Source organism: Streptomyces paludis, assembly GCF_003344965.1.
GTDB lineage: Bacteria > Actinomycetota > Actinomycetes > Streptomycetales > Streptomycetaceae > Streptomyces > Streptomyces paludis.
Genome location: NZ_CP031194.1, coordinates 7356843 through 7380281 on the forward strand (window position 1 = coordinate 7356843; position 23439 = coordinate 7380281).

The 23439-nt window shown below is 73.4% G+C and carries 8 protein-coding genes; 7 read left to right on the forward strand and 1 reads right to left on the reverse strand.

The window, feature by feature from the left end:
* Positions 1–58: 58 nt before the first annotated feature.
* Positions 59–757 carry a TetR/AcrR family transcriptional regulator gene (locus tag DVK44_RS32355; protein ID WP_114664173.1) on the reverse strand — a complete coding sequence of 233 codons (699 nt, stop codon included), beginning with the start codon at positions 755–757 and terminating at the stop codon, positions 59–61.
* Positions 758–1091: 334 nt separating this feature from the next.
* Between DVK44_RS32355 and DVK44_RS32360 the strand changes: the two genes are divergently transcribed.
* The 7 genes from DVK44_RS32360 (at position 1092) to DVK44_RS32390 (ending at position 23439) form a co-directional block, all read left to right on the forward strand.
* On the forward strand, positions 1092–2612 hold the full coding sequence (locus DVK44_RS32360; protein WP_114664174.1) for an MFS transporter: 1521 nt from the start codon (positions 1092–1094) through the stop codon (positions 2610–2612).
* 234 nt (positions 2613–2846) lie between these two features.
* Positions 2847–4754, forward strand: coding sequence for a BTAD domain-containing putative transcriptional regulator (locus DVK44_RS32365; protein ID WP_114664175.1), 1908 nt, complete (start codon positions 2847–2849; stop codon positions 4752–4754).
* 299 nt (positions 4755–5053) lie between these two features.
* Positions 5054–5320, forward strand: a complete 267-nt coding sequence (locus DVK44_RS32370) for an acyl carrier protein (protein ID WP_114664176.1) — start codon at positions 5054–5056, stop codon at positions 5318–5320.
* Between the two features lie 218 nt (positions 5321–5538).
* Positions 5539–12402, forward strand: coding sequence for a type I polyketide synthase (locus DVK44_RS32375; protein ID WP_114664177.1), 6864 nt, complete (start codon positions 5539–5541; stop codon positions 12400–12402).
* Positions 12403–12506: 104 nt separating this feature from the next.
* Positions 12507–20060: a beta-ketoacyl synthase N-terminal-like domain-containing protein gene (locus DVK44_RS37760; protein ID WP_114664178.1), complete on the forward strand. Its 7554-nt coding sequence runs from the start codon at positions 12507–12509 to the stop codon at positions 20058–20060.
* A gap of 47 nt (positions 20061–20107) precedes the next feature.
* On the forward strand, positions 20108–21733 hold the full coding sequence (locus DVK44_RS32385; RefSeq protein WP_114664179.1) for a PfaD family polyunsaturated fatty acid/polyketide biosynthesis protein: 1626 nt from the start codon (positions 20108–20110) through the stop codon (positions 21731–21733).
* Complete coding sequence (locus DVK44_RS32390) at positions 21730–23439, forward strand: acyl-CoA dehydrogenase family protein (protein ID WP_114664180.1); 1710 nt, start codon at positions 21730–21732, stop codon at positions 23437–23439. Before DVK44_RS32385 ends, DVK44_RS32390 begins: the two co-directional genes overlap by 4 nt.

A 23439-nucleotide genomic window follows, 5' to 3' on the forward strand; every position in this document is an offset into this window, starting at 1 on the left:
ACGGGGGCACGGCGCGTACCGGCGACGGCCGGATACGCGCCGTGCCCCCTGCGGTGTCTCACCGGGAGGCGAGCATGGCCTCCGCGCCGTCGAGGGAACGCTCGACGGTGAAGAGGAAGAACTCCGTCTCCTGGGCCGCGATGTCCTCCGGACCGGTGCCGCGGACCCGGGCGCTGCTGCCCGCGGCGGCGAGGCCGGGCCGGGACTCGTCCTCGGCGAAGGCGGCCATCGCGCGGCCCATGTCGGCGCGGGCCGTGGGGAAGCCGCCCCGGTCGTCCTCGACCGCGACAAGGGTGAAGGCGGTGTTGAAGAGATAGCGGTACACCACGGGCGCCTGCGCGCCGAAGCCCGCTTTCATCAGCACACGGATGCCCGTGTCGATGGTGGGCATCGCGGAGGGCACGTTCGGTCCCACCACACACAGGCGCCGGGCCACACCGGGGAACTCACGCAGTACGGTACGGCCGTTGATCATCATCGCGGCGAACCACTCCCGCCAGGGCCCCTCCTCGCCGGGCACCGGGATCCGGGCGATCACCCGGTCGGTGATGCCCATGACGACGGCCTCGCGGTCCCCGACATGGTGGGCCACCACCCCGGGCCACACATCGAGCCGGGTGGCGATCTGCCGGATCGACCAGCCGTCGAGCCCCCGTTCACCGGTCAGTTCGACCGCCGCATCGATGATCTGCTCCGCCGTGATCGGCGGCAGGCCCGCCGACGCCCGTGACCGGCGGCGAGATGCTGAATCTGACATGACGAAGAACCTCACGCTCAAGGAGTCGGGCGGAAGCGGCGGTGGTCGGCGGCTCGCCGCGGGAGAATCACCCTAACCTATTAGCCACTGTCTAAGAGAGTGCTGTACGCTCTTAGCCAGTGTCCAAGAGGCTGTTGCCCGGCCTCTCGGGGACTGCTCGCGCGTTCCGCGCACGGGGCTCGCACCACGCAGGTACCGCCCGGCGGACGACCGTCACTCGCCCTTCCCGTCCGGCCCGGTGCGCCGCTCCCCCCTCCCTTCTCCGTCCTGTCGCGGGCCACTTGCCCGCCCGCGTCCAACCGTCCCGAAAGGCTCAACCCCCGTGCGTAAATGGATGCCACTACTGGCCGTGTGCCTGGGCACCTTCATGCTGTTGATCGACGTGACCATCGTGAGTGTCGCGCTGCCCCAGATGTCCGACTCGCTCGGCGCGTCGTTCTCCGCCATGCAGTGGGTCGTCGATATCTATGTCCTCGTGCTCGCCGCGCTGCTCATGGCGCTCGGCTCGCTCTCCGACCTCGCGGGCGCCCGCCGCGTCTATCTGGCCGGGCTCGTCGTCTTCGCGCTCGCCTCGCTCGCCTGCGGCCTGGCCGGCAGCAGCGAGACCCTGATCGCCGCGCGCGGTGTGCAGGGTCTCGGCGCGGCGGCCATGTTCGCCACCAACACCGCCCTCCTGGCGGGCAATTACCAGGGCCGTGACCGCGGCGTCGCGTTCGGCATGTGGGGCGCGGTCAACGGCGCCGCCGCCGCGGCCGGCCCGATCATCGGCGGTCTGCTCACCGAACACCTCGACTGGCGCTGGATCTTCTACGTGAACCTGCCGGTCGCCGCGATCGCCCTCTACATCGGCGCCAACCACCTCGCCGCGTCGGCCACCCGCGCCGACCGCCGGGTGGACCTGCCCGGCACGGTCAGCTTCACCCTCGTCGCCACGCTGCTCATCTTCGCCCTGATCCACGCGGGCGAGGAGGGCTGGGCGGGCGGCACCACCCTCGCCCTCTTCGGCGGCTCGGCCCTCGCGCTGGTGGCCTTCGTCCTCGTCGAACGGGGCCGCCGCGACCCGATGCTCGACCTGGGGCTCCTGCGTACCCCGTCCTTCGCCGCACTCATGGCCGGCGCCGTCGTCTTCAGCGCCGCCGCCTTCGCCAACCTGGTCTTCGTGTCGGTGTGGGCGCAGTCGGTCCTCGACTTCAGCCCCGTGAAGGCCGGACTGATCCTCATGCCCTTCAGCGGTATGTCCTTCCTCGCCGCCGGTCTGGCCGGTCGTTTTCTCGCCAACATGCCGCCGCAGTACCCGATCGGGGGCGGCCTGCTGCTGATCGGCATCGGCTCGTTCCTGGAGATGTTCCTCACCGGCACCTCCGGCTGGACCGCGATGCTGGCCGGCTTCCTGGTGGCGGGCGTCGGCGTCGGAATCGCCTCGCCCATCCTGGCCTCCGCCGCGCTCGCCGCCGCCCCGGCCGACCGCGCGGGCATGGCCGGCGGCGCCGCCAACACCTTCCGCCAGCTGGGCTTCGCCCTCGGCATCCCGGCCGTGGGCACCCTGCTGTCCGGAACCGTCGCGGTCAAGCTGGCCGACAGCGGCCTGTTCACCGACACGGACACCACTGCCACACTGGTCACCGGCGGACAGTCCGCCGCCGTGATCGCCGAACTCCCCGCCGAGTCCCGCGCCGCGGCCGAGCGGGTTGTCGAGGACGCCTACGCCGCCGGCCTCGACCGGGTCTTCCTGGCCGGGGGACTGGTCGCGGTCCTCGCGGGCGTCCTCGTCCTGCTCCTGGTCCGGCCCTCCGTCCGGCAGCCCGGAACCGAGACGTCCGTTCCGGTAAGGGAGGGCGAACTCCGGGCCGGGTGAGCGCGCCTCCGGTTAACCCGAGAGAAACGATAAGGAATAAGCCGGAAGAGACAGAACGCCGTTCGGAGGGATTCGTGCGGAAATCAGTTGCCGGGCTTATCCGCTGCCCGTTCCACTCGATTCCGGGTGGCGAATCCCTCCGCATGGTATACATTCAGGCGTTCGCTCCACGGACAGGTCAACACTTCTGTCATTCGGAAGTGCTCTCCTCGAACTGCGCGTGAAGGGTGGGGGATGACTGAAGGGTACGAGGGAGAAGGACTGAGAGCCGCTCGCATCAGAGCGGGTTTGACCCAGGAAGAGGTGGCGCGCCGCGCCGGCATCAGCATACGGACGGTCCGGCACATCGAGCGCGGCCACGTACGCAACCCCCGCCACGAATCCCTGAACCGGGTGGCCCGCGCCGTCGGATACGAACTGCCCCCCGCGCGCGCCCCCCGTACCGCCGGCCCGCACACCGACCGGTCCCGCGTCTGCGAGATACGGCTGCTGGGCCCGCCGACCGTCCTGTACGCCGGGACACCGGTGGCCATGCCGCCCAAACTCCGCGCCCTGCTCGGCCTGCTGGCCGTCCAGCCGGACCAGATCGTCCGGCACGACGAGATGGCCGACGTCCTGTGGCCCGACGAAGTGCCCCCCGGCTACGCCAACCTCCTGCACACCTACGCCGCCCGGCTGCGCCGTATCTTCGACCGCGAGACCCGCCGCCGCGAGAGCGGACACCGGATCGGGACCGTCCGCGGCGGCTATGTCTTCAACAGCTCCGGCGCCTGGCTCGACCTGCGCGACTTCGAGGAACGCGTCGCCCGCGCCAAGCGGACGGAGGCGTCCGACCCGCTGGGCGCGCTGGAGCTGTACGGCCAGGCGCTGCGTGGCAGACGGGGCAGGCTCCTCCAGGACGTACCCCAGCTGTGGCAGCATCCCGCCGCCGTCCGGGTCGCCCAGCACCATGTGGACGTCGCCATCGACTGCGCCGATCTGGCCCTCGGACTCGGCCGGCCCGCCCTGGCCGCGGAGCATCTCGCCGCCGCCGCGCACGACGAGCCGCTGCACGAGTCGCTCCAGGCCCGGATGATGCTCGCGCTGGCCGGCTCCGGCCGCCGCGCCGCCGCCCTGCACCTCTTCTCCGACCTGCGCGCGCGGCTGCGGCAGGAGCTGGGCGTGGAGCCGAGCGACGAGCTGTGGCGGGCCTGCCACACCGTCCTGACGGCGGACAGGGCGCAGCCGGCACCGCCGGCCGGCCCGGTCACCGGCACCTTCCTCCCGCCGAACGCGGCCGACCGGCCGCCGACCGGCAGAGAGCCGGGCAGGGAGCCGGGCAGGGAGCCGGGCAGGCGCCTTCTGGACAAGCCCCCGCGCGGCGGTCTCCCGGTGCCCCGGTTCCTCCAGATCACCACCGCCCCGGCCCAACTGCCCCCTCTCTCCACCCCGTTCGTCGGAAGAGAGCGGCAACTGGACACCCTGGACACGCTGACACGGCGGCTGCGCGGCGACGGCGCCTCCGTGGCCGTCGCGGTGGTGCACGGCCCGCCCGAGACCGGCAAGACCGTGCTCGCCGTACGCTGGGCCCGCGGCCGGAGCGCCGACTTCCCCGACGGCCAGCTCTACGCCGACCTGCGGGGCAGCACCGACCGGCCGGTACCCGTCGCCACCGTCCTCGCCCGTATGCTGCGCTCCCTCGGCGTGCACGACGCCTGGCTCCCGGACGACCCGGACGAGGCGGCCGTGCTCTTCCGCAGCCTCACCGCCGGCCGCCGCTTCCTGGTGCTGCTGGACGATGTCACCGACCCCGGACAGGTCCGCCCCCTGCTGCCCGGCACCCCCGGCAGCCTGGTGCTGGTCACCAGCCGGGTCCCGCTGATGGAGCTGGTCATCCGGGAGAACGCCGTCCCCGTCCCCGTCGGCGCGCTCTCGCCCGCGGAGTCGTACGCCCTCGTCGAGGCGTACCTGGGCGCGACACGCACCGCCGCCGACCCCGGCGCGACCGCCCGGCTGATCGCGCTCTGCGGCAATCTGCCGGTCCCCCTGCGCACGGCCGCCGCCCGGATCGCCGGATACGGACCGGTCCCCCTGCGCGCCGCCGTCGCCGACCGCGCTGCTCCGCAGGCTGACACGGACGCTGACAGCGCCCTCCCGAGCTGACATCACCGACGGCCGTCCCCGCTCCGGCTGAAAACATCCCAGCTCAGCGCCGGGAATATTGACGGAAGACAGTCAAGGGGCCCTTTCGAAGAGGCCCGAATGTCTTTTTCCGGCGCTGAGTTCGGTTGCCCGGACGCGCCCGCGGACCTATGTTCGCGCTCGCGGATCGGTATCCGCCGCGCGGCCCGTTGTGGCCCTCTTTGCTGATATGCCCCCGCGCCCCGGCGGCGGGGAGTTCTCCGGGGAATCCCACAGGAGCCCCAGCAGATGCGCGACAAGCCGTTCGGAGAGGATCGGAAATGGCGAAAATCACGGCCGAGGAGGCCCAGAAGTGGCTGATCGACGAGATCGCACAGCGACTGGGCACTGACCCGTCCGAGGTCCCCGCGGACCAGTACTTCGACGAACTCGACCTCGACAGCACCACCGCACTGATCATCGCGGGCGAGATGGAGAACTGGCTGGGCTTTGAACTGGGCAGCACCGCGCTCTGGTACCACCCGACCATCGAGGCCCTCGCGGCGCACATCGCCGAGGAGTCCGAGCGGCACATCACCGCGGCGTGAGCGCCGTGGGCGCCGGGCCGGTGCCCCCGACCACCGGCCCGACGCCCACCGCGCCCCTGCCGGGAGCGCACCCCACGAGGCCACGGCCGCGGGACCGGTATCCAGCCGGGGCCACCGGTCCCCGGCCGCCGCCCCCGCAAGGCCGCCGCATCGCCGTACCGCCCGGTGGCCAGCCGCCCCCGACCTCCATGTTCGCCCCAGATCCAGAGAGACTCGCCGTGAACTCTTCGCAGGAATCCGACCTCGACCGTCGGCTCGCCCGGGACCCCATCGCCATCGTCGGCCTCTCCGCGCTCTTTCCCAAGTCCAGCAATCTGCGGGAGTTCTGGTCGAACGTCGTCTCGGCCGCCGACTGCATCGACGACGTACCCGCCGGTCACTGGGACATCGACGAGCACTACGACCCCGACCCCACCGTGCCGGACAAGACGTACGCCAAGCGCGGCGGATTCATCCCCGACACCCCGTTCAACCCACTGGAGTTCGGGCTGCCGCCCAACACCCTGGAGGTCACGGACGTCCTCCAGCTGCTCAGCCTGGTCGTCGCCCGCGACCTGCTGAAGGACGCCGGCGCCGACCAGCCCTGGTACGACAAGTCACGCACCGGTGTCGTCCTCGGTATCACCGGCGCCAACCAGCTCACCCAGCCGCTCACCGCGCGCCTCCAGAGCGGTGTGCTCAAGGAGGTCGTCCGCAGCTGCGGCCTCTCCCAGCGGGACGCCGACGAGATCGTCGCCAAGTTCCGCCTCGCGTACGCGCCCTGGGAGGAGAACTCCTTCCCCGGCATGCTCGGCAACGTCGTCGCCGGCCGGATCGCCAACCGGTTCGACCTCGGCGGCATCAACATGACGATCGACGCCGCCTGCGCCAGCTCCCTCGGCGCGGTCCGCGCCGCCGCCAGCGAACTGGTCGAACACCGCGCCGACACCATGCTGGTCGGCGGCTGCGACGCCGAGAACACGATCTTCATGTACCTGTGCTTCAGCAAGACACCCGCCCTGTCGAAGTCCGGGCACATCCGCCCGTTCGACAAGAACGCCGACGGCACGCTCATCGGCGAGGGCATCGGCATGCTGGCCCTGCGCCGCCTCTCCGACGCGGAGCGCGACGGCAACCAGATCTACGCCGTACTGCGCGGCATCGGCACCTCCAGCGACGGCCGCTTCAAGTCCATCTACGCGCCGCGCAAGGAGGGCCAGATGGTCGCCCTCCGCCGCGCCTACGAGGACGCCGACTGCTCACCGGCGAGCGTCGAACTCTTCGAGGCACACGGCACCGGCACCGCCGTCGGTGACGCCACCGAACTCAGCGCGCTCGCCGCCGTGGTCTCCGAGGCCACCGACAGCACCCGCTACGCGGCCCTCGGCAGCATCAAGTCGCAGATCGGGCACACCAAGGCCGCGGCCGGCGCGGCGGGCATGATCAAGCTCGCCCTCGCCCTGCACCACAAGGTGCTGCCGCCGACCATCAACGTGGCGGAGCCCAACCCCGCCATCGACTTCACCTCGGGCCCGGTCTATGTCAACACCGAGGCCCGGCCCTGGATCCGTACCCCGGAGCGGCCCGAACGGCGCGCCGCGCTCTCCTCGTTCGGCTTCGGCGGCACCAACTTCCATGTCGTCATGGAGGAGTACGGCGAGGGCGACGACCTGCGCGTCTCCTTCCCCGTGAGCACGGTGCACCTGTGGCACGCGCCCGACACCGCCGCGCTGGCCGAGGCGCTCGCCGCCGACGCGGCCCCCACCGGCGGCCCGGCCCCCGCCGGCCACGCGCGCGTCGCCTTCGCCGCCCGCACCGGGCGCGAGGCCACCGCGCTGCGGGAACTCGCCCTCGCCGAACTGCGCGCCCGCCCCGACGCCGACACCTGGTCCCACCCCAAGGGCGTCCACTTCCGCCGCACCGCAGCGCCGGCCGGCAAGGTCGCCGCGCTGTTCGCCGGGCAGGGCAGCCAGTACGTCAACCTCGGCCGGGGCGCCGTGATGGCGCTGCCGCCGCTGCGCGCCGCCTTCGACGCCGCCAACCGGCACTTCGAGGACGCCGAGCCGCTCTCCCGCTTCGCCTTCCCGCCGCCCGCCTTCGGCGCCGCCGAGGCCGACGGGCAGGAGACCGCGCTGCGCGCCACCGCGTACGCCCAGCCCGCCATCGGCGCGCTGTCGGCCGGCCAGTTCCGCTATCTCACCGAACTCGGCTTCCGGGCCGAGGGGTTCCTCGGCCACAGCTTCGGCGAGCTGACCGCCCTGTGGGCCGCCGGAGCCCTCACCGACGACGCCTTCCACGCCCTGGCCCGGGCCCGCGGCAAGGCGATGTCACCGCCCCCGGACACCGGCTTCGACGCCGGCGCCATGGCCGCCGTCTCCGCCACCGAGGAGCGGGTGGCCGAGCTGCTCGCCGACCGTACCGGTGTGCTGGTCTGCAACCGCAACGCGCCCGACCAGACCGTGGTCGGCGGTCCCACCGAGGAGATCGAGCGCCTGATCGCCGCCGCCGGGGCGGCCGGGCTGCGCGCCCGCCGGCTGCCCGTCTCGGCCGCCTTCCACACTCCCCTCGTCGGCCACGCCGTGGAGGCGTTCCGCGCCGACGTCGCGCGGTTCGAGGTGGGCGCGCCGAACGGCACGGTCTTCGCCAACACCAGGGGCGCCACGTACGGCGACGACGTCGACGCCAACCGTACGGTCCTCGCCGAACAGCTCATCAACCCCGTCGACTTCTCCACCCGCGTGGAGGAGATGTACGCGGCCGGGTACCGGGTCTTCGTCGAGTTCGGGCCCAAGAGTGTGCTCACCCAGCTGGTACGGCGCGTCCTGGGCGACCGGGAACACACCGTGCTCGCGCTGGACGCAGGACCCGGCAAGGACGCGGACACCGCCCTCAAGCAGGCCGTCGCCCAACTGGCCGTCCTCGGACTGCCACTGGCCACCGCCGACCGCTATGTCGCGCCGCCGGTCGAGCCGACCCGGGCCAAGGGCATGTCGATCCTCCTGAACGGCATCAACTACGTCGCGCCCGAGCGCCGGGCGGCCTACCGGGACGCCATCGAGAACGGCTACCGCGTGGCCGTCCCCACCCTGCCCGGCGGCGGGGGTGCCGTACGGCCGGCGCCCGCGATCGCGGCGAGCGCGCCTGCCGCGCCTGTCGCGCCTGCCGTCGCCCCGGCACCGGCCCCGGCGCCCGTACCGGTTCCCGCGCTCGCGCATGCCGCGGCTCCGGCCCCGGCCTCCGCTCCGGCCGGCACCGGACCGGCGCCCGCACCGGTGGCCGCGCGGACACCCGTTCCCGTGGCATCCGCCCCGACTCCCGCTCCGGCTCCCACCGTCATGGAGACAGCTCACGTGGACAGTGACCGCCTGGCCGATCTCGTGGCCGACCATCTCACCCTGCACGACGACTATCTGACCAGCCAGTTGCAGAGCGCCGAGCGCCTCACGAGCCTGCTGGAGCGTGCCGCCGAGCAGGACCGGCTCGGCCAGGTCCTGCCCGGGATCAACGCCGTGAAGGAACACGGGCTGGACATCGGCCGCAGCCATCTGCGGGCCAACGAGATCCTGCGCGACCTCGCCGGCCTGGAGCTGGGCACGGCGGCCCCCGCTGCGCCCCGCGCCCCCGCCGCCGCCCCGGCGCCCGCCCTCGCCCCCCGGACCGCCCCGGCCGCACTGCCGGCCCCGGTCCCGGCCGCGCCCGCCACCCCGGCCCTCGCCCCGGCCCTGGCACCCGCCCCCCAGGCCCTGGCCTCGACCGCGGCCCTGACTCCCGCGCCCGCCCCGGCCCCCGCGGCGCCCGCTCCGGCTCCCGCGGTGGAGACCGCCGGTGTGGAGTCGGTGTTGTTGGAGGTGGTGGGTCAGAAGACGGGTTATCCGGCGGACATGTTGGATCTGGACATGGATGTCGAGGCGGATTTGGGGATCGACTCGATCAAGCGTGTGGAGATCATGGGGGTGATGCAGGAGCGGTTCGGTGGTGGTGTGGCGGCCGGTCCTGAGCAGCTCGCGGAGTTGCGTACGTTGCGTGACATTGTGGGGTTCATGGCGGGTGGTTCCGCTGCGTCGGGTGGTGTGGTTTCCGTGCCGGTGTCGGCTTCGGCTCCTGTGGTGGACGCTGCTTCTGTGGAGGCTGCGCTGCTGGAGGTGGTGGGTCAGAAGACGGGTTATCCGGCGGACATGTTGGATCTGGACATGGATGTCGAGGCGGATTTGGGGATCGACTCGATCAAGCGTGTGGAGATCATGGGGGTGATGCAGGAGCGGTTCGGTGGTGGTGTGGCGGCCGGTCCTGAGCAGCTCGCGGAGTTGCGTACGTTGCGTGACATTGTGGGGTTCATGGCGGGTGGTTCCGCTGCGTCGGGTGGTGTGGTTTCCGTGCCGGTGTCGGCTTCGGCTCCTGTGGTGGACGCTGCTTCTGTGGAGGCTGCGCTGCTGGAGGTGGTGGGTCAGAAGACGGGTTATCCGGCGGACATGTTGGATCTGGACATGGATGTCGAGGCGGATTTGGGGATCGACTCGATCAAGCGTGTGGAGATCATGGGGGTGATGCAGGAGCGCTTCGGCAGCGGTGTCGCGGCCGGTCCTGAGCAGCTCGCCGAGCTGCGCACGCTCCGTCACATCGTGGACTTCATGGCCGGCGGCCCCGCCGAGTCCGGGCCCGGCGCGGCGGCCTCCGCCACGCGGCCCCCGGCCGCCGCCGCACCGGCCGACCGGCCGGAGGGCGGCATCGGCCGCGCGCAGGCCGCGCTCGTCGAACTGCCCGTCCCCGACCTGCTGGTCGACGCCTACCCCAAGGGCTCCGGCGCGCTCGTCGTCGACGACGGCTCGGAGCTGGCCCCCGCGCTGGCGGCCCGGCTCATCGGCGCCGGACGCCATGTGCACGTCCTGCGGCTGCCCGGGGTGCCCCAGCGCATCACCGGCGTCAAGGACCACTCCCTGACCGGCTGGGGTGTGACGGAGCTGGCCGAGCGGATGGAGCTGGTACTCGCCGACCGGATCAGCCTCGTCGTCGACCTCTCCGCCGCCCACTACCCGGACTGGTCCGACGGCACCCGCCGGCTCGCGCACACCCTGCTCGTCGCCAAGCACGCCGTCGAGCCGCTGACCGCCGCCGTCGACGCGGGGCGCGCCGCCTTCGTCGCCGTGACCCGGCTCGACGGCTCCTTCGGCCTCGGCGGCGTGGACGAGGAGCTGGCCCCCGCCGCCGGTGTGGCCGGTCTGGTCAAGACGCTGGCCGTGGAGGCGCCCCGGCTGTTCTGCCGGACCGTCGACCTCGCCCCGGCGCTCACCGCAGAGGCCGGCGCCGCCCTCGTCCTGGGCGAGGTCCACGACGCCGTCCCGGACATCACCCAGGCCGGCCACGACGGCACCCGCCGCGTCGGACTCGGACTCGCCGAGCGGCCGGCCGGCCCGGCGTCGGCCGACGTCCCCGCGCTCACCTCCGACGACCTCATCGTCGTCACCGGCGGCGGGCGCGGCATCACCGCCGCCTGCGTCACCGAACTGGCCCGCCGCCACCGCCCCGGCCTGCTGCTGCTCGGCCGCACCGCGCCCGAGGACGAACCCGCCTGGGCCCAGGGCGTCGAGGAGGGCGCGCTGAAGGCCGCCGCCGCCGCGGAGCTGAAGGCATCGGGGGAGAAGCCCACCCCCAAGCGCGTCGAGCAGCTCGCCCGCGCCGTGGTCGGCGCCCGGGAGATCCGGGGGACCCTGGCGGACCTGCGCGCCGCCGGGAGCACCGCCGAGTACCTGGCCGTCGACATCACCGACCCGGCCGCCACGGCCGCCGCGCTCGCCCCGTACCGGGAGCGTGTGACCGGTCTGGTGCACGGCGCCGGGGTCCTGGCCGACCAGCTCATCGCCAACAAGAAGGCATCCGAGATCGAGCGGGTCTTCGCCCCGAAGCTGGCCGGACTGCGTGTGGTGTCCGGCGCCCTGGACGCCGACCGGCTGCGCCACCTCGTGCTGTTCTCCTCCGTCGCCGGATTCTTCGGCAACCGGGGCCAGTCCGACTACGCCATGGCCAACGAGGTCCTCAACGCCTGGGCCTCCTCCTGGAAGCTGCGCCACCCCGCCGCCCGGGTCACCTCCCTCAACTGGGGCGCCTGGGACAGCGGCATGGTCTCCCCGGAGATCAAGGCCGTCTTCCGGGAGCGCGGCATCACCCTGATCCCGGTGGAGACCGGCGCCCGGCTGTTCACCGAGCAGTTCGACACCGGGCGGGCCGCCGACGTGGTGACCGTCCTCGGCCCGACCACCCCCCTGTCGGAGCCGGAGCGGCCGGCCCCCGGCACGATCACCGTCGAACGGACACTGGACGGCCTGACCGGGCACCCGCTCGTCACCGACCATGTCATCGGCGACGCGCCCGTGCTGCCCGCGGTCGTCGCGCTCGGCTGGGCCATCGGCGCGGTCGAGCGCGCCCACGGCGCCGAAGTGCGGCAGATCCGCGACTTCGACGTCCACAAGGGCATCGTGCTCGACGCCGGCCGGCCCGACCGCCTCGCCCTGACCATGACCCCGGCGGACGGCACCGTCCAGGTCGCCATCCGCTCCACGGACGGCAAGGGCGCCGTATGCCCGCACTACGCCGCCGTGGCCGTCCCCGGCACCGCACCGGCCACCGCCGCCCCCGTCACCGGGCTGCCGGCGCTCGGCGGCGGACGGGACGCCGAGGGGCTCTACACGGACGGAACCCTCTTCCACGGCCCGGCCCTGCGCGGAGTGCGGCGGATCCTCGCCGAGGACGAAGCGCGGCTGGTCCTCCAGTGCGAACTGGCCGAACTCAGCCCCGAGGGAGGCGCGTTCGGCGGCTCCCGGTTCGCGCCCGGCACCGCCGACCTGCTGCTCCAGGCCGGTCTGGTCTGGGTCCGCCTCTTCAAGGGCACCGCGTCCCTGCCCCTCGGCGCCGCCCGGGTCGACCTGCACCGCGCGCTGCCCGACGGCGAGCCCTTCCTGATCACAGTCGAGCCCGCCGGGGACGGCGGCTCCACCACCACCCTGCTCACCCTCACCGCCTGCGCCCCCGACGGCGAGGTGCTGGCCCGGTTCGACGGCGTCCGCGTGGTCTCGGCCCCGCAGCTGGCGGCCAAGTTCATCAGCGGCTGATCCCGCTTCCGTATCCAGCGCCGGCGATCCGGCCGGCCCGGACGGCTCCTCACCATGCCGCCGTCCGGGCCGGCCGTCGCTCCAGAAGGGACCCGAGAGCTGTCATGAGCAAGTACGCCATCACCGGCCTCTCCTGCCTGTTCCCGGGCGCGGAGACGCCTGCCGAGTTCTGGCAGAACCTCCGCTCCGGCGTCGACAGCCGCCGGGAGGGAGGCGAGGAAGTCTTCGGCCGCACGCCCGGACCTCGCGACATGGACCCGCAGCACGAGATCTACTGCCGCCGGGGCGGCTTCGTCACCGGCTTCGACTTCGACCCCGAGGGCTATCTCCTCGACCCCGACCGTCTCTCCGGCCTCGACCGGATCTTCCACTGGTCCCTGCACGTGGCCCGGGAGGCGCTGCGCGACAGCGGACACGCCGGCCGCCCGGACATCCTGGCCCGCACCGGCCTCGTCCTCGGCAACTACTCCTTCCCGACGCCGGCTTCGGCCCGGGTCAGCGTGCCGCTCGTCCAGGAAGCCGTGCTGGAGGGGCTGCGGCGGGCCGGTCATCCTGCGCTCGGCGCGCTCGCGCCCGACGGCGACCGTATCGACCCCGCCCTGATCAACGCCGAGGACCTGCGGGTCAGCGGCTCCCCGGCCACCGTCGCCGCCGCCGCGCTCGGGCTCGGCGGCCCCCGCTACGCGCTCGACGCCGCCTGCTCGTCCGCCCTGTACGCGCTCAAGCTCGCCTGCGACCATCTCGCCGCCGGGCAGGCCGACCTGGTCCTGGCCGGAGGCGTCTGCGCACCCGACCCGACCCTGATCCACCTCTCCTTCGGCGATCTCCAGGCATACCCGCGCGACGGGTTCAGCCAGCCCTTCGACAGCCGCTCCGGAGGCATCCTCACCGGCCAGGGCGCCGGCATGCTGGCCGTCAGACGGCTGGCCGACGCGGTGCGCGACGGCGACCGTATCCACGCCGTCGTCGACGGCATCGGACTGACCAACGACGGCAGCGGACGCCACCTCCTCGTGCCGCAGGGCGCCGGACAGACCGGCTCGTACGAACTCGCCTACGAGCGGGCCGGGGTCGACCCCGCCACCATCGACTACCTGGAGTGCCACGCCACCGGCACGCCCATCGGTGACGCCACCGAGATCCAGTCCGTGGCCGAGTTCTTCGGCGCGGCGGGCAGCCCCCCGCTGATCGGCTCCGTCAAGGGCAACATCGGCCATCTGCTCACCGTGGCCGGCTTCAGCAGCATGCTCAAGGTCATCCTCGCCATGGACCACGGCCACCTCCCGCCGACCATCGGTGTCGACCGGCCCATCCGCGCCAAGGACGGCCGGGTCGGTGAGGAGTCCCTCGTACGGACCGGCCGCCCCTGGCCCGAGCACGACGGGCCCCGCCGGGCCGCGGTCTCCGCGTTCGGCTTCGGCGGCACCAACGCGCATGTCGTCCTCTCCCAGCCGGAGTCCCAGCGGGCGTCGGAGCCGGCGCCGGCCGGTCCCGCCCCCACCCCGGTGCCCGCGCTCGACATCGCCGGACTTGGCGCGCACTTCGGGGCGTTCGACTCCCTCGACGCGTACGAGCGCGCCGTCCACGGCGGCCGTGACGCGCTGGGCCCGCTGCCCGAACGGCGCTGGCGCGGCCTCGACCAGACCCGCGGCGGCTCCCTGGAGCACGGCGCGGGCATCTCGCCCGACGCCCTGCCGCACGGCGCGTTCGTCGACGGCCTCGGCATCGACCCGATGGACCTGCGGATCCCGCCCGCCGACCTGCGCACCTACAACCTTCAGCACGCCCTCGCCATCAAGGTCGCCGACGAGGCCCTGCACGACGCCGGGTACAGCCGCGCCGTGGCCAAGGGCGCGAGCGCGCCGCCCGAGCGCCGGATCGCCGTCGTCGTCGGCATGGAGATCGAACCCACCACTCATCTGCGGATCACCCGCTACGGACTGGGCACCTTCGTCCGCGAGGAGTTCGCGCGCGCCGGCGTCCCGGTCGACGAGGCGGAGCTGGCCCGGCTCACCGCCGCGGGCCGCGACGCGGTCGTCGACCCGATCGTCGCCAACGAGGTGCTGAGCTACATCGGCAATGTGATGGCGAGCCGTATCTCGTCCCTCTGGAACCTGACCGGCCCCTCGTTCACCGTCTCCTCCGACGGCTCCGGCACCGCCGAGGCCCTCCAGGTCGCGCGGCTGCTGCTGCTCGACCCGGGCATCGAAGCCGTCCTGGTCGGAGCCGTCGACCTCGCCGGCTCCGCCGAGAACCTGCTGCTGCGGTCCGACGCGGTCGCCGGGGCCGGACTCACCTTCGCCGAAGGCTCCGAGGGCCGCCGTACGGGCGAGGGCGCCGGCGCGGTCGTCGTCACCCGGCGCGGGGAGGCCGCGGCGCCCGTCTACGCCCGGCTGGAATCGCTCGCGATCCGGCACGCCCCACCGGTGCGCGGCCGGGTGCCCGAGGCCGACGCCGGCACCTACGCGGCGGCGGCCGAGGCCGCGCTCACCGCGGCGGGCATCACCGCCGAGGACGTCGGCTACGTGGAGGCCCACGCCGGCGGCACCCCCGCCCAGGACCTGGCCGAGATCGCGGGCCTGGCCCAGGTGTTCCCGGCGGCGGCCGGCGAAGCCGGCACAGGCGGTACGGACCGTACGGGCGGCCCCGCCGGCCGGGTCGCGCTCGGCAGCGCCAAGGCGCAGATCGGTGACGCCGGCTGCGCCGCGACCATGGCCGGACTGATCCGGGCCGTGCTCTGCCTGCACCACGGCTATGTCCCGGGCACCACCGGCTGGACCCGCCCCGCCGCCGAACTCGCCGCCGGCTTCGCCGCCTCGGCGCTGTACGTACCGGACGCCTCCCGCCCGTGGCTGCGCCGGACCGCCGCGTCCCGCCGCCACGCGACCGTGGGCTTCATCGGCGCGGCCGGCGCGCACGGCCATCTCGTCCTGTCCGCCGAGTCGACCCGGGGCACCGTCGTGCCCAGCGACTGGCGGCGCGCGGACGGGCCCCTCGTCCTGCCGCTGTCGGCCGACTCGTTCGACGGGCTGCTCGCCGTGATCGAACGGCACCGGGAGCTGCTCGCCGGCGACGCCGACCCGTACGACCTGGCCCGCGAGGCGGCCCGGCGGCTGTCAGGACGGACGGTGCGTGCCGTGCTCGTCGGACGGCACCGGGCCGAACTCCGCGCCCAACTCGACCTCGCCGCCCGGGACCTGCCCGCCACGTACGCCTCCGGCGGCGAGTGGACCACACCGGCCGGCAGCTGCTTCGCCGCCCGCCCGATCGGACCCGACGGCAGGGTCGCGCTGGTCTACCCGGGCGCGTTCAACTCCTATCCCGGGCTCGGCCAGGATCTCTTCCGCGCCTTCCCCGGACTGCTGGAGCGCTTCGAGAGCCAGGCCGACGCGCCGGAACGGCACCTGCGGGCCGCCGATCTGTACCCGCGGACCACCACCGCCCCGGGGCGGCGCGAGCTGATGGAGCTGGAGACCTCCCTCGGCGAGGACATCCCGTTCATGCTCGCCACCGGCACCAGCTTCGCGATCCTCTACACCGACCTCGTCCGGGACGTCCTCGGCATCACCGCGCACGGCGGATTCGGCTACAGCCTCGGCGAGTCGAGCATGCTCTTCGCCACCGGCGGCTGGCGGCCGGAGGGCCGGGACGACGCCCTCATCAGCAACACGCCGATCTTCAAGGACCGGCTGTGCGGACCGCGCCGTACGGTGCGCGAGGCATGGCGGCTGCCCGACGCGACGCCGGACGCGGCGGTCTGGGCGAGCCATGTGCTGCTCACCGACGCCGCGTCCGTACGGGCGGTGCTGCCCCGGTACGACCGGGTCCACCTCACCCATGTCAACACCCCCGCCGAACTGGTCATCGCGGGCGATCCGGCCCAGTGCAAGGCCCTGATCAAGGAGGTCGGCTGCCCCGCCGCGCGGTCGCCCGTCAACGCCGTCATGCACTGCCCGGTGGTCGACGCCGAACTGGACGGACTCGCCGGGCTGAACGACTACCCCACGGGCTCGTCCGACGGTCTCGAACTGTTCAGCGCCTACGACTACGAGGCGCTGCCCGCCCTGGACCGCAAGGAGATCGCCCGCCGGATCGCCCACACCCTGCGCTCCCCGATCGACTTCCCGCGGCTGGTGCGCGGCGCTCACGCGCGCGGCTTCCGCTACTTCATCGAGGTCGGGCCCGGCGCCACCTGCTCCCGCTGGGTCCGCGAGACCCTCGGGAACGACGCGCATGTGGCGCTGCCGGTCGACCGCCGGGGCGTGCCCGCCGCCAAGTCCGTCGCCCAGCTCGCCGCCCGGCTGACCGCCCACGGTCTCGACCTGGATCTGACCGCGCTGCTGGAGTCGGCCGCCGAGCGTGTCCCGGCCCGCCGGGCCCGCCCCACCCGCTTCCGGGTGGGCGGCGCGGACCCGGCCCCGGCGCGGATCGCGCGTGAACTGACCACGTCCCGCGCGCCGGTGGGGAACCCCGGCACCCCGGTGGCGGCTCCGACAACAACCCCGGCGGCGGCTCCCGTCGCTGCCCCGGCCGCGGCCCCGGCGGCGACGGCCGCGGTCACGGTCGCGGGAGCCGCCGGGCCCGCCCGCGCCGCGGTCACCGGCCCGGCCGCCGCTCCGGCCGCCGCCGCGGCCTCCCTACCGGCCGCTCCCGCCGCCGGTACGGGCGTACCCCGCCCCGTCTCCCGCGCCGCGGAACCCGTTCCCGCGCCGGCCACCGCCCCCGTCCCGTCCGTACCGCCGGAGGACTCAGCTCTCATGCCAGCAGACCCGACCCTCGCCGACGCCGAGGTCATCGCCTTCGACGGCACCCCGATCCCTTACCTGCCCTGGTCCCAGCACACGCCGGACGGCACGGGCGCCTCCGCCGCCCCCCTGCCGCCCGCGGCACCGCCCGTGACCCCGTCCGGCCCGTCCGTACCGTCCGCCCCGGCGGGCCCGGCCGGGTACGGGCGCGGCGAGTCCTCGGCCGCCGTCGCGGCCGACCTCGTACGGGAGATGCGCAAGCAGATGGTCGCCACCCACTCGGTGGTGATGGAGACCCAGCACATCCTTCAGTCGGCCACGCTCAACCGGATGGAAGCGGCCCTGGACGGCGCCGCGCCCGCCGCGCCCGTCCCGGCCGCCCCGGTCGGCCACGCGCCCGCGTACGCGGCGCTCCCGCCCGCCCCCGAGGCCCCCGCCGTTCCGGTGGCCCCGGCCGCCGCCCCGGCCCCGGTCCGGCCCACCGCCGTCACCACCACCGGCGACCGCGCCCGCGCCCGCGAGGAAGGCGTCGTCTGGGACGAGGCCGACCTCCTGGAGTTCGCCGTCGGCTCCGTCGCCAAGGTGTTCGGCCCCGAGTTCGGTGTGATCGACGGATACGCCCAGCGCGTCCGGCTGCCCGCACCGCCGTACCACTTCGTCACCCGTGTCACGGCGATCGAGGGAAAGACCGGGGAGTTCAGGCCCTCGACCATCACCACCGAGTACGACGTCCCCGAGGACGCCTGGTACGCCGTCGACGGCGGTGTCCCGCCGGCCGTCACGGTCGAGGCCGGTCAGTGCGACCTCCTGCTGGTCAGCTACCTCGGCATCGACTTCCGCAACAAGGGCGAGCGGGTCTACCGCCTGCTCGACAGCACCCTGATCTTCCGCGGAAACCTGCCCCGCACCGGCCAGACCCTGCGCTACGACATCTCCATCGACCGCTTCGTCCACCAGGGCGAGACCACCCTCTTCTTCTTCAGCTACAAGTGCTACGCCGACGGCGAGCTGATCCTCGAACTGCACGACGCCTGCGCCGGTTTCTTCAGTCAGCAGGAGCTGGACACCCCGCTCGGCGTCGTGATGACGGAGAAGGAGAAGGCCGCCCGCGCCGCCCTGCCCCGGGGCTACTTCAAGCCCCTCGCGTACACCGAGAAGAACCGCCTTGACCGCGACGACCTCGCCCTCCTCGCCGAGGGCCGCCCCGGCGATGTCTTCGGCCCGGACCACGCGCAGGACCCCGGCGTCAACCCGGCACTGCGGCTGCCGGACGAGAAGCTCCGCATGGTCGACGAGGTGGTCATCGACCGCAAGGGCGGCCCGCGCGGCCTCGGCACACTCAGCGCCGTCAAGAAACTGACGCCCGACGCCTGGTACTTCATCTGCCACTTCCCCGACGACCATGTGCTGGCCGGCTCGCTGGTCGCCGAGGGCGCCGTCCAGCTGCTCCAGATCTACCTCCTGCACCAGGGCATGCATCTGACCCTCCCCGACGCCCGCTTCCAGTGCGTCACCGACACCCCCATCGAGGTGCAGGTCCGCGGCCAGATCACCCAGGCCCACGAGGAGATCCGCTACGAGGTCGAGGTCATGGAGCTGACGCTCCTGCCGCGCGCCACCGTGATCGCCGACGTCCTCATCTACCTCGGCGACAAGCCGGTCATCCGGATGAAGAACCTCGGCCTCCAGGTCCGGGAGAAGGAAGGCACGCCCTACCGCCCCGAGGCCGGCGGCATCCCCCAGTTCCTCGGCCGCCGCAACCGCTCCGGCGAAGCCGCGATGATCAACGAAATGCATCTGGCGCACGCCGCCAAGGGCCTGCTCGACGTGGCGATGGGACCGGAGTTCGAGGTCTACCGCAACAGCCGCGCGCCCTACATCCCCAACGGCGACTTCCAGTTCGTCGACCGCGTCATGTCCCTCAAGGGCGTCCGCGGCGAACTGTCGCCCGGCTCCGAGATGGTCACCGAGTACGACTCCCCGGCCGACGCCTGGTACTACGAGCAGAACGCGCACCCGCACATGCCGAACGCCGTCTACATGGAAAGCTCCCTCCAGGCGGCGATCTTCCTCGGCTACTACCTCGGCGCCACACTGAAGAACACCGACGAGCAGTACGCGATCCGCAACCTCGACGGCCGCGCCACCCTGGTGAAGGACATCGACCTGCGCGGCAAAACCGTCCGCCACCACTCCACCCTGCTGATGACCAGCGCCGTCCAGGGCGCCGTGCTCCAGAACTTCCGCTACGAACTCTCCGCCGACGGCGAGGTCTTCTACACCGGCGAGTCGCTCTTCGGCTACTTCAGCGCCGCGGCCCTCGCCAACCAGGTCGGCCTCGACAGCGGCCAGTACGTCGTCCCCTGGATCGAGGCCGAGCAGCCCGACCCGGCCCGGGTCCGCCGTATCGAACTCCCCGCGGACGCACCGGCGTTCACCGACCCGGCCGGCGGCCATCTGCGTCTGCCCGGCGACAAGTTCGCCCTCGTGGACCATGTCGACCTGATGACCGGCGGCGGCCGGCACGGCCACGGCTATCTGCACGGCTACCGCGCGATCCGGCCCGACGAGTGGTACTTCGACTGCCACTTCCACCGCGACCCCGTGATGCCCGGCTCGCTCGGCGTCGAGGCGGTCCTCCAGGCGCTGCGCCTGTTCGTCCTGGACCAGAACCTCGCCGACGGCATCGCCCGCCCCCGCTTCGCGATGGCCACCGGTGTCGAGACGGCGTGGAAGTACCGCGGCCAGATCCTCCGCCACGACAAGGAACTCTTCTTCGACGCGCACATCAAGGAGGTCCGGCGGGAGGAGGGCCGTCTGCTGGTGATCGCGGACGCCGATCTGTGGAAGCCGGGTCTGCGCATCTACGAACTGACCGACCTGGCCATCGAGGTCCGTTCCGCCGAGGCGTGACGGCCCGTCCGCACCCGCCGCAGCTCAGCCAAGGAGCTTCGTTTCCCATGAATATTCGCGACACCCCCCTGCGCTGGTACGGGGAGCGGTACCCCAGCACCGACCCCGGCGACATCTACCGCGCGCTCGCCGAACTGGACCAGCCCTGCTTCATCGCCGTCACCCCCGAGGGCATCGGCGCGGTCGCCGGCGGCTTCGCCTCCCCCGAGGGCGACGGTCTGCCGCTGCTCGCCGCCGTCCAGCCGCTGCCGCCGGAGCGCCTCGGCTCGGCCGCGTTCCGCGCCGCGCACGGCGTCGCCCAGCCGTACATGGCCGGTGCGATGGCCGGCGGCATCGCCTCCGCCGATATGGTGATCGCGCTGGCGAGGGAGGGCTTCCTCGCCTCCTTCGGCGCGGCCGGGCTGCTGCCCGAGCACATCGAGCGCACGCTCTCCCGGTTCGCCACCGAGATCCCCGGACTGCCGTACGCCGTCAACCTGATCCACAGCCCCAGCGAGGACCGGCTGGAGCGGGAGGCCGTCGAACTGTTCCTGCGGCACGGGGTGCGCTGTGTGGAGGCGTCCGCGTACATGGACCTCACCCCGCACGTGGTGCGCTACCGGCTGGCCGGGCTGCGCCGGGACCGGGACGGCCGGGTGGCCGTGGGGAACCGGCTGATCGCCAAGGTCTCCCGCACCGAGACCGCCGAGCGGTTCATGCGGCCGGCCCCGGCCGCGCTGGTCAACACCCTGCTGGAACAGGGCCTGATCACCTCCGAGGAGGCCGCGCTCGCCCACCATGTGCCGCTGGCCGACGACATCACCGTGGAGGCCGACTCCGGCGGCCACACCGACCGGCGCCCGCTGCCCGCGCTGCTGCCGTCCATCCTGCGCCTGCGCGACAGCGTGCAGCGCGAGTTCCGGTACGCCGTACCGGTGCGCGTCGGCGCCGGCGGCGGCCTCGGCACCCCGGTCGCGGTGGCGGCGGCCTTCGCGATGGGCGCCGCCTACGTGGTCACCGGCTCGGTGAACCAGTCCTGTCTGGAGTCGGGCGCCTCCGCCCGCTCCAAGGCGATGCTCGCCGAGGCCGGTATCGCGGACTGCGAAATGGCCCCGGCCGCCGACATGTTCGAGATGGGCGTGGAGCTCCAGGTGCTGAAGAAGGGCACCCTGTTCCCCATGCGGGCCAAGCGCCTGTACGAGCTGTACCAGACCTACGACGGGCTGGAGTCGATCCCGCCGGCCGACCGGGCCCGGCTGGAGCAGCAGATCTTCCGCCGCTCCCTGGAGGACGTCTGGCAGGAGTGCGTCGCGTACTTCGGCCGCCGCGACGCCGAGCAGCTGGAGCGCGCCGCCGGCAGCCCCAAGCGCCGGATGGCCCTGGTCTTCCGCTGGTATCTCGGCATGTCCTCGCGCTGGGCCGTCACCGGTGACGCGGACCGGACCATGGACTACCAGGTCTGGTGCGGACCGGCGATGGGCAGCTTCAACGACTGGGTGACCGGCAGCTATCTGAAGACCCCGGGCAACCGCCGGGTCGCGGACGTCGCCCACCACCTGATGCGCGGCGCCGCCTTCCACACCCGGCTCGCCCAGCTGCGTACCGCGGGTGTGCACATCCCGCCGACCGCCGCGGACTACCGGCCCGTCCCGCTGGAGACCCCGGCGCACGACTCCTCGGCGGGGGCACGATGAGCACGCTGACCCCCGAGGAGCTGGAGGAACGGCTCGGCGACCCCGCCGACGACGCCAACCCGTACGGTTTCGCCGCGGCCGTCGCGCGCGACGAGCGCGACGAGTTCCCCGAGGCGCTCCACGCGGAGCTGGTCGCGGCCGGATTCCACCTCAACTATCTGCCCAAGTCATGGGGCGGCACGCTGGAGTCCTTCGACCGCAGCCTCACGCTCGTACGGTCGGCCGCCCGCCGGGACGTCAACGTCATGCCCGCCACCATGTTCAGCATCATCGCCGCCACCTGTCTGCAACTGCACGGCAGCGCGGCGCAGCAGCGGCGGGCCGCGGAGATCCTGTGCGCGGGCGGAGCCGTGGCCTTCGCACTGACCGAGGCCGGCCACGGCAGCGAACTGCTCGCCAACGAGGTGCGGCTGACCGACGGCGTCCTGACCGGCGAGAAGTGGATGGTCGGCCTCGGGCTGCGCTGCGACGCCGTCTATGTCGTCGCGCGGACGGGGGAACGCGGCCCCGGCGCCTTCACCGCGGTCCTGCTGGAGACGGCCGGGGTGCCCGCCGGCCTGCTGGAGCGGGTGCCCGCGCCCCGCACCGACGGCATGCGCGGTATCGACCTGGCCACCCTGCGCTTCCACGGCACCCCGGTGCCGTCCGGGGCGCTGGTCGGCCGGGCGGGTGAGGCCCTGGAGGCCGCCGTCAAGGCCCAGCAGGCGGTACGGCTGATGAGCATGGCCGGCAGCCTCGGCGTCGCCGACAGCGCCGTCCGTATCGCCCTGGACTTCGCCGCCACCCGCCGCACCGGCCGTACGACACTCGCCGCGTCCCCCCATCCGCGGCGCGAGCTGGCCGTCGGCGCGGCGGCCCTGCTCGCCGCGGACGCCGTCGCGCTGAGCGCGGCGCGCGGGGTGCATGTGGTCCCGGAGTCGTTCAGCGTGTGGGCGCTCGCGGCGAAGCATGTCGTGGCCGAGGCCACCGACGACCTGATCCGGCGCTGCGGCACGGTCCTGGCCACCCGGTCGGTGCTCCGTGAACGCGCCCCCGGCGCCGGGCTGTTCCAGAAGCTCCGGCGCGACTCGGCGGTGATCCGGGTGATCGACGCCAGCACCCTGGCCAATCTGCGGTCGTACGCGGGACAGCTGCCGACGCTCACCGAGGGCGCCGGCCGGCCCGACCCCGCGGCGCTGGAGGCGGTCTTCACCCTGGACGCCGGACTGCCGGAGTACGACCCCGCCCGGCTCGACATGTTCGCCCGCGGCGCCGACCCGGTGCTCGCCGGGCTCCCGGACGCCGCCGCCGAGGCGGCCGGCGCGCTCGGCGCGGCCGGTCCCCCCGTACGGCGGCTGACGGAGGCGGTGGCCGGCCTCGGGGAGCTGACCCGGGCCGCGCGGGAGCCCGGCGCCGACCCCAACGCCCTGGTGGACGCGGCCGAGCGGTACGCCTGGCTGCACGCCGCCGCCTGCTGTCTGCATCTGTGGTCCGCCAACCGGGACCGGTCCCTGTACGGCACGGAGCCCGGCTCCACCGGCTGGCTCGGCGCCGTCCTCGGCTATCTGCTCGCCCGCGCCGACGGCACGGACCCGCGCCGCCACGGGGAGCTGCTGACCCCCGCGCTCGACGCCGTCCTCGAACTGCGGGACTCCCACCGGCTGTTCACCGCCCTGCCCGTACGGCTGGCCCCGCCCACCGGGCCGGCCACCCCGAGAGGAGCCTGA